This is a genomic window from Pseudomonas sp. RGM2987 (assembly GCF_022952855.1).
GTDB lineage: Bacteria > Pseudomonadota > Gammaproteobacteria > Pseudomonadales > Pseudomonadaceae > Aquipseudomonas.
Map to the genome: position 1 here is coordinate 1 of NZ_JALJDX010000219.1, position 16,206 is coordinate 16,206.

Consider the following 16,206-nt stretch of genomic DNA (forward strand, 5'->3'; position numbering starts at 1 on the left):
TCGATATTGATGTTCCTGACACACCGCTTTCGCGAGCAAGCCCGCTCCCACAGGGGATCACGGTAAGCCGAGAGATCGGTTACAAATCCGCTTCCTGCACCACCCGCACTTTCTCTGCATCCAGTGCATAGGCTGCGCTGGCAAGATCGTTGTCGACCTTTTCAATCTTCAGCGTCCCGGTCACCCACAGCGGTGTGTAGATGTCGTCGAGCTTCAGGCCCTTGGGGTAGCGCACCAGCACCAGTTGGTTAGGCGGCGGTGGCGGGACGTGGATGCAGGCGCCGGGGTACGGCACCAGGAAGAACAGCGTGCTGCGGCCCTTGGCGTCGGTTTCCAGGGGCACCGGGTAGCCGCCGATGCGGATGTGTTTGTCGTTCATCGACGCCACGGTCTTGGTCGAATACATCACCGCCGGCAGGCCTTTGCTCTGCTTCAGGCCACCCTTCTCGGTGAAGGTGCCGTTGGCCTCGGGGGAGTTGTGGTCGATTTCGGGCATGGCCTCGAGGGCTTTCTGGTCCGACTTGGGCATCAGTTCGAGCCAGTCGGTTTCCGGCAGTTCGGCGGCATGGGCCAGGCCACCGCTCAACAGAAGAAGGATCAACACTAGACGGCGCATGAAAGGGCTCGGCAATGAGAGAGAAGTGAATCGCCGGGCATTCTAGCCCCCTGCACGCGCCGCGAGCAGGGGGCTATGTCGCATTTGAATCAGTTTCTTTTGATCAGGCCGTAGATCACCAGCAACACGATCGCGCCCACCAGGGCACCGATGAAGCCCGCGCCTTGCCCGGCCTGGTAGATCCCCAGTGCCTGGCCGCCGTAAGTGGCTGCCAGCGAACCGCCGATACCCAGCAGGATGGTCATGATCCAGCCCATGCTGTCATCGCCCGGTTTAAGGAAGCGCGCCAGCAGGCCAACGATCAGGCCGATGAAGATGGTTCCAATGATTCCCATGGCAATTCCCCGTTCGATTGAGAAGCTTATGCCAAAGCCTAGTCGGGCTTTGGCACCTTGCCATGAGAGAATCGGGCCGACGAATGGTTCCACCGATGTTTCAGATTATTGCTCGGCGATCAGCGTCTCGACCTTGATGATCTGCTGGGCCAGGGTCGCCCGGTCAGCGCAGCGCAGGTTGGCGTGACCGACCTTGCGCCCGGCCTTGAACGCCTTGCCGTAGTGGTGCAGATGGCAGTCGGCGATTGCCACGACTTTCTCGGTGTCCGGGACTTTGCCGATGAAGTTGAGCATCGCGCTTTCACCAACCTTGGCGGTCGAGCCCAGCGGCAGCCCGGCCACCGCCCGCAGGTGGTTTTCAAACTGGCTGCATTCGGCGCCTTCGGTGGTCCAGTGCCCGGAGTTGTGCACCCGCGGCGCGATTTCGTTGGCCTTGAGGCCGCCGTCCACTTCAAAGAATTCGAACGCCATCACGCCGACATAATCGAGCTGCTTGAGCACCCGGCTCGAATAATCTTCGGCCAGGGCCTGCAACGGATGGTCGGTGCTGGCGACGGACAGCTTGAGGATGCCGTCCTTGTGGGTATTGTGCACCAGCGGGTAGAAGCGGATTTCACCGTCGCGAGCGCGCACGGCGATCAGCGAGACTTCCCCGGTGAACGGTACGAAGCCTTCCAACAGGCAGGCCACGCTGCCCAGTTCGGCGAAGGTGCCGACCACATCTTCAGGGTTGCGCAGGACTTTCTGGCCCTTGCCGTCATAACCCAGGGTGCGGGTCTTGAGCACTGCCGGCAGGCCGATAGCGGCAACAGCGGCGTCGAGATCGGCTTGGGATTGGATGTCGGCGAAGGCTGGGGTGGGAATGCCCAGGTCCTTGAACATGTTCTTTTCGAACCAGCGGTCACGGGCGATGCGCAAGGCTTCGGCGCTGGGGTAGACCGGGACGAACTGCGACAGGAAGGCCACGGTTTCGGCCGGGACGCTTTCAAATTCGAAAGTCACCAGATCGACTTCATCGGCCAGCTGGCGCAAGTGATCCTGGTCACCGTAGTCGGCCCGCAGGTGCTCGCCCAGGGCGGCAGCACAGGCATCCGGCGCAGGGTCCAGGAAGGCGAAGTTCATCCCCAGCGGCGTACCCGCCAGGGCCAACATGCGACCCAACTGGCCGCCACCGATTACACCGATCTTCATTCGTCAACAACCTCAGGCAATGCGTGGGTCTGGATTGTCCAGGACGCTGTCTGTCTGCTCAGCGCGGAATTTTTTCAGCACGGTATGAAATTGCGGATGCTTGGCGCCCAGGATGCTCGCCGACAGCAGGGCCGCGTTGATCGCACCGGCCTTGCCGATGGCCAGGGTCGCGACCGGGATGCCGGCCGGCATCTGCACGATCGACAGCAGCGAATCGACGCCCGAAAGCATCGACGACTGCACCGGCACGCCCAGCACCGGCAGGTGGGTCTTGGCCGCACACATGCCTGGCAGGTGGGCCGCGCCACCGGCACCGGCGATGATCACCTCGATCCCGCGGGCCTCGGCTTCTTCGGCGTACTGGAACAGCAGGTCCGGGGTGCGGTGGGCGGAAACCACTTTCACCTCGTACGGGATGCCGAGCTTTTCCAGCATATCGGCGGTGTGGCTAAGGGTGGACCAGTCGGACTTGGAGCCCATGATCACGCCAACCAATGCACTCATCAATGTGCCTCTTCTCTCTGGGCGCCCGCAGGCGCGTCAAAAAACAACAAGCCACGCGGGAAACCGGCGTGGCTTGTTGTACGAATAATGGCCGATTTGGACCGGCCGAAGGCCGCGCAGTATACCGCAATGAAGCAGATAAACAGCCCCTGTCGCGACCATCTGTCATTTGCGGTTAAACGGCGGTTTTATTGACCCGAAGGTCAGCGAAAGCACACCTCAATTCCCCTGTGGGAGCGGGCTTGCTCGCGAAAGCGGTGTATCAGCAAAGCAATCGTCGACTGACAAGCCGTATTCGCGAGCAAGCCCGCTCCCACATTGGGTCCTGGGTGCTCACAAATACTGCGTCCAACCACACTCCCACAGGGTTACGTTTCGTTATCAAGAATGGGTGACGCCCTGTGCCACCCCGCCCTCGAGCTTGCGCCACAGCAACCGCACATTGGCCTTGCGCACCAGGGCGCAGCGGTACAGGCGGATCTCCAGCGGCACGTGCCACTGCGCGCCGCCGCAGATCACCAGTTCGCCTCGGGCCAGTTCGGCGCGCACGCTCAGGTGCGGCACCCAGGCGATACCGAGGCCTTCCAGGGCCATGCTTTTCAGGCTGTCGGCCATGGCCGTCTCGTAGACCGTGGTAAACCGCAGCGCTCGCTGGCGCAACAACTGGTTGACCGAACGCCCGAGGAACGCCCCGGCGCTGTAGGCCAGCAATGGCACGCTGGCTTCGCCTTCGAGATCGAACAGCGGTTTGCCGTCGGCATCGGCGGCGCAGACCGGGAGCATTTCGGTCTGGCCCAGGTGCAGGGACGGGAAAATCTCCGGGTCCATCTGCATTGCCGAATCCGGATCGTAGAAGGCCAGCATCAGGTCGCAACCGCCTTCACGCAGGGCGTGCACGGCATCGCCGACGTTGGTCGCCACCAGCCGTGTGGCGATGTTCATCCCTTCGTTGCGCAATTGCGCGATCCAGCGTGGGAAAAAACCCAGCGCCAGAGAGTGCGCGGCCGCCACCTGGATCACCTCGCCCTGCCCGCCTTCCAGGTGATGCAAATGACGCAGCACTTCACCCAACTGCTCGACCACCGTGCGCGCCGTCACCAGGAACAACTGCCCCGCCGCCGTCAGCTCGATCGGCGTGCGGGAACGGTTGACCAAGGTCAGGCCCAGCGCCGCCTCAAGGCTGCGGATGCGTCGGCTGAACGCCGGCTGCGTCACGAAGCGCCGTTCGGCCGCCTGGGAGAAACTCCGAGTCGCGGCCAAGGCGCTGAAGTCCTCGAGCCACTTGCTTTCAAGATTCATACATCCTCCCGACGCACCAAAACAGGTCACACGTTCGCCGCACCGTCGGCGTCACACCGGCATTATGCCGAATCTGCATAGGCCAGTGTTTAACAGCATTGGCCCAAATTTTTATCCAGGCCTAGGATTCACAGCGTTCCGGCTCAGACCGGGTCCTTATCGAGATGATTTCTATCATGTCCTCCGCTGCATCTTTCCGCACAGAAAAAGACCTGCTTGGCGTACTCGAAGTACCGGCTCAAGCGTACTACGGCATCCAGACCCTGCGAGCGGTGAACAACTTCCGTCTCTCCGGCGTCCCGATCTCGCATTACCCCAAGCTGGTAGTCGGCCTGGCCATGGTCAAGCAAGCCGCCGCTGATGCCAACCGCGAGCTGGGCCAGCTCAGCGAAGCCAAGCACGCAGCCATCAGCGAAGCCTGTGCACGATTGATCCGCGGCGATTTCCACGAAGAATTCGTGGTGGACATGATCCAGGGCGGCGCCGGCACGTCGACCAACATGAATGCCAACGAAGTCATCGCCAACATCGCGCTGGAGGCCATGGGCCACCAGAAAGGCGAGTACCAGTACCTGCACCCCAACAACGACGTGAACATGGCGCAGTCCACCAACGACGCCTACCCGACCGCGATCCGCCTGGGTCTGCTGCTGGGTCACGATGCGTTGCTGGCCAGCCTCGACAGCCTGATCCAGTCGTTCGCCGCCAAGGGTGAAGAATTCAGCCACGTCCTGAAAATGGGCCGTACCCAGCTGCAAGACGCCGTGCCGATGACCCTCGGCCAGGAATTCCGCGCCTTCGCCACCACCCTGAGCGAAGACCTGGCGCGCCTGAAGACCCTGGCGCCTGAGCTGCTGACCGAAGTGAACCTGGGCGGCACTGCCATCGGCACCGGCATCAACGCCGACCCGCGCTACCAAGCCCTGGCCGTGCAGCGCCTGGCGACCATCAGCGGCCAGCCGCTGGTCCCGGCCGCCGACCTGATCGAAGCCACCTCCGACATGGGCGCCTTCGTGCTGTTCTCCGGCATGCTCAAGCGCACTGCGGTCAAGCTGTCGAAGATCTGCAATGACCTGCGCCTGCTGTCCAGCGGCCCGCGCACCGGCATCAACGAAATCAACCTGCCGGCCCGCCAGCCAGGCAGTTCGATCATGCCCGGCAAGGTCAACCCGGTGATCCCGGAAGCGGTCAACCAGGTGGCGTTCCAGATCATCGGCAACGACCTGGCCCTGACCATTGCGGCCGAAGGCGGCCAGCTGCAACTGAACGTGATGGAGCCGCTGATCGCCTTCAAGATCTTCGACTCGATCCGCCTGCTGCAACGGGCCATGGACATGCTGCGCGAGCACTGCATCGTCGGCATCACCGCCAACGAAGCGCGCTGCCGCGAATTGGTCGAGCACTCCATCGGCCTGGTCACTGCGCTGAACCCGTACATCGGCTATGAGAATGCCACCCGCATCGCCCGTGTTGCCCTGGAAAGCGGCCGCGGCGTGCTGGAACTGGTGCGCGAGGAAGGCTTGCTCGACGACGCCATGCTCGACGACATCCTGCGCCCCGAAAACATGATTGCTCCGCGTCTGGTCCCGCTCAAAGCGTGATCGACGCAACCATTGCTCACCAGGTCGAGGGACTAGACACCTCTCACCTTTTGAGGGCTTGGGGGACTGGTTCCCCAAGCCCTTTTTTTTAACTGACGCGAGGCTGAAGAACAGTCTGGAGCCGAAGAAATGTGGGAGCGGGCTTGCTCGCGAATGCGGTGTATCAGCCACGGTAATGTCGTCTGGCACAACGCATTCGCGAGCAAGCCCGCTCCCACAAAAAAGCGGTTCCACACAAGCCTGGTAATGGAAAACCAGGTGCTTCAAATGGGTCCGTTTCGTCGGACGCACCACAACCGTGCAGACGGGCACCGCACTGATCGGTATAGTGCCGCCCCTCTTCGCGTGAGCGGTCGTCGGTAACGAGGCCAAACACATGCGAAACCCGAACTAATAACAAACCCGCGAAGTGGACCGGGACGAAACATCGCCTCGCCTATCGTGTCGCTCGCCGACCGATGTAACGCGATGTTTCCAAATGGCCAGTATTTGCTTAAACAAAAAACAGCGAGGAATACTCATGCTCGAAGTCATCAACGACTTCCTCTCAGGGAAAGTGCTGATCGTGCTCATTGTCGGGCTCGGTGGCTACTTCACGATCCGCTCGCGTTTCGTCCAGTTCCGTCATTTCTTCCACATGTTCACGGTGTTCCGTGACAGCCTCAGAAGCAGCGCCGGCCAGCTCAGCTCCTTCCAGGCTCTGATGCTCAGCCTCGCCGGTCGCGTCGGCGCGGGCAACATTGCCGGTGTCGGTATCGCCGTGACCCTCGGTGGGCCCGGTGCAGTGTTCTGGATGTGGGTGACCGCGCTGGTCGGCATGTCCAGCAGCTTCTTCGAATGCTCCCTCGGCCAGCTCTACAAGCGCTGCGACTCCGAAGGCCAGTACCGTGGCGGCCCGTCCTACTACATCCAGCACGGTCTGCAGAAGCGCTGGCTGGGCATGATCATGGCCTTCCTGCTGCTGATCACCTTCGGCTTCGCCTTCAACGGCCTGCAAGCCCACGCCGTCACCCACTCGCTGAACAACGCCTTCGGCCTCGACACCACCTACACCGGCCTGGGCCTGGCGGTGCTGCTGGGCCTGGTGTTCATCGGCGGGATCAAGCGCATCGCCAAGGTTGCCGACCTGCTGGTACCGGTCAAGACCCTGGTGTACATCGGCGTAACCATCTACGTGATCGTGCTGCAGTTCGACCACGTACCGGCCATGCTGGCGACCATCGTCAAGAGCGCCTTCGGCCTCGACCAGGCGTTCGGCGGCCTGATCGGCAGCGCCATCGTCATGGGCGTCAAGCGCGGCGTCTTCGCCAACGAAGCCGGCCTGGGCAGTGCGCCTAACGTCGCCGCCGTAGCGTCGGTCGAGCACCCGGTTGCACAGGGCGTGGTACAGGCGTTCAGCGTGTTCCTCGATACCTTCGTGATCTGCACCTGCACCGCGTTGCTGATCCTGCTGTCGGGCTTCTACACCCCGGGTTTCGAAGGCGACGGCATTGCCCTGACCCAGAACTCCCTGGCGGCCGTAGTGGGCGACTGGGGCCGGATGTTCATCTCCGTGGCCCTGGCGCTGTTCGTATTCACCTCGATCCTCTACAACTACTACCTGGGCGAGAACAACCTGCGCTTCATGCTCGGTGAAAATCGCAAAGCACTTATCGCCTACCGCGCCTTGGTCCTGGCCCTGATCTTCTGGGGTGCTATCGAGAACCTCAGCACCGTGTTCGCCTTCGCCGACATCACCATGACGCTGCTGGCGTTCGTCAACCTGATTGCGCTGTTCCTGCTGTTCAAGGTCGGCATGCGCATCCTGCGTGACTACGATGACCAGCGTTCGGCCGGCATCAAGGTTCCGGTCTTCGATTCCAGCAAGTTCCCGGACCTTGACCTGGACCGCAACGCCTGGCCAGCCAACCCGTCGGCACCGGCTGCCAAGCCTGAAGCCGCCCCGGCGGGCGTGGCCGCAGCGCAACGCTGATCCTTGAAAACCGGGCGCATCCCCTGCGCCCGGCGTGACACAACGCAAGGTCGGCGTCATGCTCGACCTTACGTTGGCCCCGCTCGACCGAGCGGCCGTTTCCATCCCCGGAGAACGACCATGAATCCCTCGACCTACCCTGCCGCCCAGCACGTCATGGTGCTCTACACCGGCGGTACCATCGGTATGCAGGCCAGCGCCAACGGCCTGGCCCCGGCGTCCGGTTTCGAAGCGCGGATGCGCGATTACCTGCTCAGCCAACCCGAACTCGCCGTCCCGCAATGGCGCTTTCGGGAAATGTCGCCGCTGATCGACAGCGCCAACATGACCCCGGCCTACTGGCAGCAACTGCGCGAAGCGGTGGTCGATGCCGTGGACGTGCAAGGTTGCGACAGCGTGCTGATCCTGCACGGCACCGACACCCTGGCCTACAGCGCGGCGGCTATGAGTTTCCAACTGCTGGGCCTGCATGCGCGGGTGTGCTTCACCGGTTCGATGCTGCCGGCCGGCGTGACCGACAGCGACGCCTGGGAAAACCTCAGCGGCGCGCTGGTCGCCCTCGGCCAAGGCCTGGCGCCGGGCGTGCACCTGTATTTCCACGGTGAGCTACTGGCGCCGACCCGCTGCGCGAAAGTGCGCAGCTTCGGTCGTCATCCGTTCAAGCGCCTGGAGCGTCAGGGCGGCGGCGCCAAGGCGTCATCCCTGCCAGTACAGTTGAACTACAACCAGCCCAAGCAGCTGGCGAACGTCGCGGCGCTGCCGCTGTTTCCCGGCATCAGCGCCGAGATTCTCGATGGCCTGTTAGGCAGCGGTGTCCGTGGGCTGGTGCTGGAATGCTACGGCAGCGGCACCGGGCCGAGCGACAACCCGGCTTTCCTCGCCAGCCTGGCGCGGGCACGGGACAACGGCGTGGTGGTCGTGGCAGTGACGCAATGCCATGAAGGGGGTGTCGAGCTGGACGTCTACGAGGCCGGCAGCCGTCTTCGCGGGGTCGGCGTGCTGTCCGGTGGCGGCATGACCCGCGAGGCGGCGTTCGGCAAATTGCAGGCGTTGATTGGCGCCGGGCTACCGGTGGAAGAGGTCCGGCGGCTGGTTGAGCTGGATTTGTGTGGGGAACTGGTCTGAGGCAGGCCCGTAACCTGGTGGCGAGGGAGCTTGCTCCCGCTCGGGCGCGTAGCGGCCGCTAATGTTGGGAGCGCTTCGCACTGGTGCGCCAGCCCGGTCCAGCGGGAGCAAGCTCCCTCGCCACAGAAGAGGTACGTGCCTGAGCAGTCGGGCATATAACTTGCTCCACCTCCAGCCTCCCCCAAGGCTGGAAACGGACATGCTGCATTCCCACCTCACCACCCTCAACGCCGTCTCCCTGGTCCTCAGCACCTTTGAACACGAAGGGCTGTCCGGTGAGGTCTTGCTGGCCGGCAGTGGCATCAGCCCGGCGGACCTGAGCCGGGCGGACACGCGCATCACCACCAACCAGGAGATGCAGGTCTGCGCCAACGCCGTGGCTCTCAAGCGCGACATCGGCCTGGCGTTGGGGCGCAGCATGCACGTTTCGTCCTACGGCATGCTCGGCTATGCCCTGCTCACCAGTGCCACCTTAGGTGACGCCCTGCACCTGGCGCTGCGCTATCCGGCGCTATTGGGAACACTCTTTGACCTGAGCCTGGTGGAAGACGGCGAGCGCATCTGGTTCAGCGCCAGCAACTACCGAGAAAATCCCGCCCTGGCGGCGTTCAATGCCGAGTTCTGCATGGTCTCGCTGAAGGTCATCTGCAACGACCTGCTCGGCCACGCATTGCCCCTGCACGCGGCGCGCTTCGAACACCCGGCGCCCGATTACCAGGGGCGCTACGGGGCCTGTTTCGATTGTCCGGTGGCTTTCGACAGCTTCGACAATGCGTTCGCCTTTGATCGTCACTGGCTCGCACAACCGCTGCCGTTGGCCGACCCCATCACGCACCAGGCCATGGCCGAACGCTGCCGCCGGCAGAACACCGAATTTACCGGCCGCCAGGCCTGGCTCGGGCGGATCCGCCAGTTGCTCGATGCCCAACTGGACGCCGCCCCCGGCCTGGAAGGCCTGGCCGAGCAAATGAACTGCTCTGCACGCACCTTGCGCCGACACCTCAAAGGCTTGGGTTGCAGCTACCAGGACCTGCTCGACGAACTGCGCTTCGAGCGGGCCAAGCAGATGCTCTGCGAAGCCCACATGCCGATCTACCAGATCGCCGAAAAACTGGGCTTCAGCGAAACCGCCAGCTTCCGCCACGCCTTCGTACGCTGGAGCGGCGTCGCACCGAGCCAATTCAGGAGCTAAAACCAAAACGCGGCTTCATGCACACCGCTAACCCCGTGGCGAGGGAGCTTGCTCCCGCTGGGTGGCAAAGCCGCCCCATACCCGGCTACCGCGCTCTCCAGGCCAACCGTAAATCAGGCCTGCGTCGGCTGCGCCGCCCAGCGGGAGCAAGCTTCCTCGCCACATTCGCGATCAGAACACTCGCGATCAGGTTGAGGATGTGCAGCCCTCATCGCGAGCGGGCTCGCTCCCACAGTTTTTGGCGGTGATCACTCATTTTGGGGGCACTTCGGAACCCTGTGGGAGCGAGCCTGCTCGCGAAAGCGATTTCATCAACCCCGCAAAAACGCCCGGTGCAGCTCATCCACCGTCTGGAAGTGATACGCCGGGCTTTCGGCGCTGAGTTCTTCGTGGCTGCCGAACCCATAGCCCACCGCCACCGCACTCAAGCCGTTGCTGCGGGCGCCGATCAGGTCGTGTTTGCGGTCGCCGATCATCAGGGTGTCGTTCGGGTCGAGGCCTTCTTCGGCCAGCAGGTGGGCGATCAGTTCGACTTTATTGGTGCGGGTGCCGTCCAGTTCGCTGCCGTAGATCACTTTGAAGTGACGGGCGAAGTCAAAGTGGCGGGCGATTTCCCGGGCGAAGACCCAGGGCTTGGAGGTCGCGATGTACAGCTGCCGGCCCTGGCTGCCCAGGGTTTCCAGCAACGGCAGCACGCCGTCGAAGACGCGGTTCTCATACAGCCCGGTGACTTTGAAGCGTTCGCGGTAGAAGTTCACCGCTTCCCAGGCTTTCGCTTCGTCGAAGTCGTAGAACTGCATGAACGCCTGCAACAGCGGCGGGCCGATGAAGTGTTCGAGGCGGGTCAGGTCGGGCTCGTCGATGCCCAGTTTGCCCAGGGCGAACTGGATCGAACGGGTGATGCCTTCGCGTGGGTCGGTGAGGGTGCCGTCGAGGTCGAAGAGTAGGGTTTGGTGGTGCATGAAAGCTCCCAGCAGCGGTGCAATACCGTCCATCTTAAGGACTGAAATGAGTACGTGGCGAGGGAGCTTGCTCCCGCTTGGGCGCGAAGCGCTCACAAAAAAGAGGCCTGCTTCGCAGCCCAGCGGGAGCAAGCTCCCTCGCCACGATGAATCAACAGACAGACAAGGCGATCAGCCCTGGTCGTAACCTTCAGCCAGGTGCAAATCCTTGAGCTTCACGTAGTTCGCCGCGCTGTAGGTGAAAAACGCTCGCTCCTTGTCGGTCAGCGGCCGGGCCTGTTTGACCGGGCTGCCGACGTACAGGAAACCGCTTTCCAGGCGTCTGCCCGGCGGCACCAGGCTACCGGCGCCGATGATCACCTCATCCTCGACCACCGCGCCGTCCATGACGATGCTGCCCATGCCGATCAATACCCGGCTGCCCACCGAGCAGCCGTGCAACATGACTTTGTGGGCGATGGTCACGTCGTCGCCGATCAGCAACGGGAAGCCATCGGGGTTGAACGGGCCGGCGTGGGTGATGTGCAGTACGCAGCCATCCTGCACGCTGGTGCGGGCGCCGATGCGGATGCGGTGCATATCGCCGCGAATGACCGTCAGCGGCCAGACGGAGCTGTCTTCGCCGATTTCGACGTCGCCGATCACCACCGAAGTGCTGTCGACAAAAGCGCCCCGGGCAAGCCGCGGGCTGTGATTCTGGTACGTGCGAAGGGTCACGATAGGCTCTCTCTCTGCTACTGATAGGCGCTGCTAGCTGCGGTGGACGTCGATTGTAATTAAGATGGCCGCATGTTTCTTCCAGCCAAGGTGCCAACCGTGAGCGTGAACAATCCTCTTTTGCAGCCCTACGACCTGCCGCCATTCTCGGCGATCCGTGCCGAGCATGTGCAACCGGCCATCGAACAGATCCTGGCTGACAACCGTGCCGCCATCGCTGAAATCCTCAAGACCGAGGGCCAAAAACCGACCTGGGCCGGCCTGGTGCTGGCGATGGACGAGCTCAATGATCGCCTGGGCGCGGCCTGGAGCCCGGTCAGCCACCTGAATGCCGTGCGCAACAGCCCGGAACTGCGCGAGGCCTACGAGGCCTGCCTGCCGGCATTGAGCGCCTACTCCACCGAGCTGGGCCAGAACCGCGAGTTGTTCCAGGCCTTCGAAGCCCTGGCCAACAGCCCCGAAGCCGCTGGTTTCGACGTCGCGCAGAAAACCATCCTCGAACATTCCCTGCGCGACTTCCGCCTGTCGGGTATCGACCTGCCGCCCGAGCAGCAGAAACGCTACGCCGAAGTACAGAGCAAGCTATCCGAGCTGGGCAGCCGCTTCTCCAACCAACTGCTGGACGCGACCCAGGCCTGGACCAAGCACGTCACCGATGAAGCCGCCCTCGCCGGCCTGACCGATTCGGCCAAGGCGCAAATGGCCGCAGCTGCCCAGGCCAAGGGCCTGGACGGCTGGCTGATCAACCTGGAATTCCCCAGCTATTACGCGGTAATGACCTACGCCGAAGACCGCGCCCTGCGCGAGGAAGTCTACGCCGCCTACTGCACCCGCGCCTCGGACCAGGGCCCGAACGCCGGCCAGAACGACAACGGCCCGGTGATGGAACAGATCCTCGACCTGCGTCAGGAACTGGCCCGATTGCTGGGCTTCGCCAATTTCGCCGAGTTGAGCCTGGCAACCAAAATGGCCGAATCCAGCGATCAGGTGCTGAGCTTCCTGCGCGACCTGGCCAAGCGCAGCAAACCGTTCGCCGCCCAGGATCTGGAACAACTCAAAGCCTTCGCCGCCGAACAGGGCTGCTCCGACCTGCAAAGCTGGGACAGCGGTTTCTACGGTGAAAAACTGCGCCAGCAACGCTACAGCGTCGCCCAGGAAGCCCTGCGTGCGTACTTCCCGATCGACAAGGTGCTGAGCGGTCTGTTCGCCATCGTGCAGCGCCTGTACGGCATCGAGATTGCCGAACTGAAGGGTTTCGACAGCTGGCACCCGGACGTGCGCCTGTTCGAGATCAAGGAAAACGGCCAGCACGTCGGCCGCTTCTTCTTCGACCTCTACGCCCGCGCCAACAAGCGCGGCGGCGCCTGGATGGACGGCGCCCGCGACCGTCGCCGCACCGTCGATGGCGTGCTGCAAAGCCCGGTCGCCAACCTGGTGTGCAACTTCACCCCGGCCGACAGCGGAAAACCGGCGCTGTTGACCCACGACGAAGTCACCACCCTGTTCCATGAGTTCGGCCATGGGCTGCACCACCTGCTGACCCGCGTCGATCACGCCGGCGTGTCCGGCATCAACGGCGTGGCCTGGGATGCGGTGGAGCTGCCGAGCCAGTTCATGGAAAACTGGTGCTGGGAGCCGGAAGGCCTGGCACTGATTTCCGGCCACTACGAAACCGGCGAACCACTGCCCCAGGACCTGCTGGAGAAAATGCTCGCGGCCAAGAACTTCCAGTCCGGGCTGATGATGGTCCGCCAGCTGGAGTTCTCGTTGTTCGACTTCGAACTGCACGCTACCCACGGCGATGGCCGTAGCGTGGCGCAAGTGCTCGAAGGCGTGCGCGACGAAGTCTCGGTGATGCGTCCGCCGGCCTACAACCGTTTCCCCAACAGCTTCGCCCACATCTTCGCCGGCGGTTATGCGGCGGGTTACTACAGCTACAAATGGGCCGAAGTGCTGTCAGCCGATGCGTTCTCCAAATTCGAGGAAGAAGGCGTACTCAACGCCGACACCGGCCGCGCCTTCCGCGAGGCGATCCTCGCCCGTGGCGGTTCCCAGGAGCCGATGGTGCTGTTCGTCGACTTCCGTGGTCGTGAGCCGTCGATTGACGCACTCTTGCGCCACAGCGGCCTGAGCGAGGACGCGGCAGCATGAGTGAGGGGCCTGTGATTACCAAGAAACGCTTCATCGCCGGGGCGGTCTGCCCGGCGTGCAGTGAGCCGGACAAGTTGATGATGTGGAACGAAGACGGCGTGCCGCACCGCGAGTGCGTGGCCTGCGGTTATAGCGACACACTCAACGAACAAGGCCTGTCGGTGCCCAAGGAATTGGGTACCCGGGTCAACACCTCGGCACCCAAAGTGCCGGACGCCAAGGTCCAGGCAGTGCAGTTTTTCCCCAACCCCAAGTTGAAGAAAAAACCCGACTGAATGATCTGATGCTACTCACTCAAGCACCCCACCGCCCCCGTGGCGAGGGAGCTTGCTCCCGCTGGGCTGCGCAGCAGCCCCTGGTTTTTTGCGGTTGCTGCGCCCGAGACGTCGGACCGACCGAGCGGGAGCAAGCTCCCTCGCCACGATGGGTTCATGGTCGTAAGTGAGTGGTATAGGCCGAATGATCCGGAATCACCCCTGCCCCGGGGGCGATACATAGTTACCGCAGGCGCGCTTCCCTTCCTTTGCAGACTGGCCACCCAGCCCAGACTCACAGGAAGTTTCCATGCTCGACGAAGACAATCCGCTGTTGCAGGCCTATGACCTGCCGCCGTTCGAACGGATCCAGGCCCGGCATTTCTCGCCGGCCCTCGACCGCCTCCTTACCCAGAGCCGCGCTCAAGTGGCCGACATCATCCAGACCCAAACGCCCTTTCCCACCTGGGACGACCTCGTGCTGGCGATGGACGAGATCCACACGCGCCTGGAAGGCTTCGGTTATCTGTTGCGCCTTTTGACGACCACCCGGGCCGGCGACGCCTGGGCACGAGTCGCGCTGGATTGCAGTGATCGGCTGCATGATTTCCAGGCGTCACTGAAGCGCCATCCCGCGCTGTTCAAGCTCTATCAGCGCCTGGCGAGCAGCCAGATCGCCCAGCATTTTTCAGCGCCTCGCAAACGCGCCCTGGAAAAAATCCTCCGGGAGTTTCAGCAGAACGGCTCGGCCGACCTGGGTCTGTTGAAGTTGCGCATGAAAGAGGTCCAGGGGTTGTTCCTGGAAAACCTGCACCTGGCCAACAAAGCCTGGAGCCAAACCTTTGACGACGAAACCCGGTTGAGTGGCCTGCCGTCCTCCTTCAAGCAACAGATGGCCCTCCAGGCAAACAACGCCGGACACTCGGGATGGTTGCTGACCCTGAGCGACGAGTCGTTTCGCATCGTGACCCACTACGCTGACAATCGCCTGTTGCGCCAGCAAATGTACGAGGCCTACAGCACCCGCGCCTCGGACCAAGGCCCGCAGGCCGGCCAGTTCGATAACAGCGACATCCTCAGGCAATTGCTCGACGACCGTCATCAGTACGCCAAGGCCTTGGGCTATAGGGATTTTGCGCAAATGGCGCTCGAGCCGGAGCAAGCCACATCCACCGAGGAGGTCCTGGTGTTCCTGCGGGCACAGTTGGAGCGACAGCGCCGGGTGTTCAAGCGCGACGCCCAGCAGCTCAAGGCATTTGCCGCACAGCAAGGTTTCAACGAACCCCAGCCCTGGGACTACCCGTACCTGGCGAACCGGCTTCGTCAGCAGATGGCGGGCATCTCCAGGCAAGCGCTGAGCGCCTGGTTCGAGCTGGAATCAACGTTTTCACAGCTGCTGCTGATCGCAACGCAACTGTTCGGGGTGACCTTCACCGAGCGCCAGGATGTGCCCACCTGGGATCCGGACGTGCGTTTATTCGAAGTCAGCGAATGGGGCATGGTGATTGGCTACATTTATTTCGACCCGTTCGCGGACAGCAACCGAGACGGCTTCCCCAGTACCACCACCCTGCGCAATCGCCAGATCACTGCCGAGGGCCGGCCCCGGCATCCCATCGCCGCGCTGCATGCCTGGCTGCCGCGCAGCTCGGGGTCTGAACCGGTGTTGCTCGATCACCTGCAACTGCGAATCCTGTTCCATGAGCTGGGCCATTGCCTGCAGCATGTCTTGACCCGTGCCGAATATCGCGACCTGTCGGGCATCACCGGCCTGTCCCGCGATACCGCCGAATTTGCCGGGGTGCTGTTCGAACAATGGTGCTTCTCCAAACAGTGCCTGGTGCGCATTTCGAAGCATCATCAAACCGGGGCGACGATGCCTGGTGAGGTCGCCGATCAACTGCTGGCCTTCGCCACGACCCAGGCCAGTTGGGAATCCGCCGCCCTGTTGCGCGACGCGTTGTTCGATATCGAGTTGCACCGCACCCATGGCGACGGGCGCAGCGTGCAGCAGGTCTTCGAGCACGCCAGCGCCGAGGTCGGGCACCTGCCGGTGTCGGCGAATGAGCGTTGGGCCAATGGCCTGGACTATCTGGTGACGGGCTACGGTGCACGGGTCTACGCCTATGCCTGGTCGAAGGAGATGGCCGTCACAGTGTTCCGCCGATTCCAACGCGACGGGCTGTTCAACCCGGGAACGGGACGGGCGCTACGGGAAAGCATTTTCGCCCCAGGCGATTCGCGGCCTTTGGCTGAATCCATAGCGGCCTTCTCTGCCACTTGATCG

General features: G+C 62.9%; 14 protein-coding genes. 7 read left to right on the forward strand and 7 right to left on the reverse strand.

The window, feature by feature from the left end:
- Positions 1 to 79 precede the first annotated feature (79 nt).
- The 5 genes from RGM2987_RS23700 to RGM2987_RS23720 form a co-directional block, all read right to left on the reverse strand.
- Complete coding sequence (locus tag RGM2987_RS23700; protein WP_245145230.1) at positions 80 to 616, reverse strand: DUF3299 domain-containing protein; 537 nt, start codon at positions 614 to 616, stop codon at positions 80 to 82.
- A gap of 89 nt (positions 617 to 705) precedes the next feature.
- Positions 706 to 951, reverse strand: a complete 246-nt coding sequence (locus RGM2987_RS23705) for a GlsB/YeaQ/YmgE family stress response membrane protein (RefSeq protein WP_003187057.1) — start codon at positions 949 to 951, stop codon at positions 706 to 708.
- 105 nt (positions 952 to 1,056) lie between these two features.
- A complete protein-coding gene (locus RGM2987_RS23710; RefSeq protein WP_245145231.1) occupies positions 1,057 to 2,142 on the reverse strand; it encodes a 5-(carboxyamino)imidazole ribonucleotide synthase in 1,086 nt (361 codons plus the stop codon).
- A 12-nt stretch (positions 2,143 to 2,154) separates the two neighbouring features.
- A complete protein-coding gene (purE, locus tag RGM2987_RS23715) occupies positions 2,155 to 2,646 on the reverse strand; it encodes a 5-(carboxyamino)imidazole ribonucleotide mutase (protein ID WP_003196369.1) in 492 nt (163 codons plus the stop codon).
- Positions 2,647 to 3,027: 381 nt separating this feature from the next.
- Positions 3,028 to 3,945, reverse strand: coding sequence for a LysR substrate-binding domain-containing protein (locus RGM2987_RS23720; RefSeq protein ID WP_245145232.1), 918 nt, complete (start codon positions 3,943 to 3,945; stop codon positions 3,028 to 3,030).
- A 176-nt stretch (positions 3,946 to 4,121) separates the two neighbouring features.
- Between RGM2987_RS23720 and aspA the strand changes: the two genes are divergently transcribed.
- The 4 genes from aspA to RGM2987_RS23740 all read left to right on the forward strand — a co-directional run bounded on the left by aspA (position 4,122) and on the right by RGM2987_RS23740 (position 9,835).
- Entirely contained in the window at positions 4,122 to 5,546 is a 1,425-nt protein-coding gene (gene aspA / locus RGM2987_RS23725) for an aspartate ammonia-lyase (protein ID WP_245145233.1), read from the forward strand.
- Between the two features lie 520 nt (positions 5,547 to 6,066).
- Positions 6,067 to 7,518, forward strand: a complete 1,452-nt coding sequence (locus tag RGM2987_RS23730) for an alanine/glycine:cation symporter family protein (RefSeq protein ID WP_245145234.1) — start codon at positions 6,067 to 6,069, stop codon at positions 7,516 to 7,518.
- Between the two features lie 120 nt (positions 7,519 to 7,638).
- Positions 7,639 to 8,643, forward strand: a complete 1,005-nt coding sequence (locus RGM2987_RS23735; RefSeq protein WP_245145235.1) for an asparaginase — start codon at positions 7,639 to 7,641, stop codon at positions 8,641 to 8,643.
- A 199-nt stretch (positions 8,644 to 8,842) separates the two neighbouring features.
- Positions 8,843 to 9,835, forward strand: a complete 993-nt coding sequence (locus RGM2987_RS23740) for an AraC family transcriptional regulator (protein WP_245145236.1) — start codon at positions 8,843 to 8,845, stop codon at positions 9,833 to 9,835.
- A 311-nt stretch (positions 9,836 to 10,146) separates the two neighbouring features.
- Here the strand turns inward: RGM2987_RS23740 and RGM2987_RS23745 are convergent, their stop codons facing one another.
- On the reverse strand, positions 10,147 to 10,797 hold the full coding sequence (locus RGM2987_RS23745) for an HAD family hydrolase (protein WP_245145237.1): 651 nt from the start codon (positions 10,795 to 10,797) through the stop codon (positions 10,147 to 10,149).
- Positions 10,798 to 10,968: 171 nt separating this feature from the next.
- Positions 10,969 to 11,514 carry a gamma carbonic anhydrase family protein gene (locus RGM2987_RS23750; RefSeq protein ID WP_245145238.1) on the reverse strand — a complete coding sequence of 182 codons (546 nt, stop codon included), beginning with the start codon at positions 11,512 to 11,514 and terminating at the stop codon, positions 10,969 to 10,971.
- 72 nt (positions 11,515 to 11,586) lie between these two features.
- Here RGM2987_RS23750 and prlC point away from each other — a divergent pair, with 72 nt between their 5' ends.
- The 3 genes from prlC to RGM2987_RS23765 all read left to right on the forward strand — a co-directional run bounded on the left by prlC (position 11,587) and on the right by RGM2987_RS23765 (position 16,203).
- A complete protein-coding gene (gene prlC / locus RGM2987_RS23755; RefSeq protein WP_245145239.1) occupies positions 11,587 to 13,665 on the forward strand; it encodes an oligopeptidase A in 2,079 nt (692 codons plus the stop codon).
- Complete coding sequence (locus RGM2987_RS23760) at positions 13,662 to 13,940, forward strand: YheV family putative zinc ribbon protein (protein WP_053149554.1); 279 nt, start codon at positions 13,662 to 13,664, stop codon at positions 13,938 to 13,940. Before prlC ends, RGM2987_RS23760 begins: the two co-directional genes overlap by 4 nt.
- 289 nt (positions 13,941 to 14,229) lie before the next feature.
- A complete protein-coding gene (locus tag RGM2987_RS23765) occupies positions 14,230 to 16,203 on the forward strand; it encodes a M3 family metallopeptidase (protein WP_245145240.1) in 1,974 nt (657 codons plus the stop codon).
- Positions 16,204 to 16,206 lie beyond the last annotated feature (3 nt).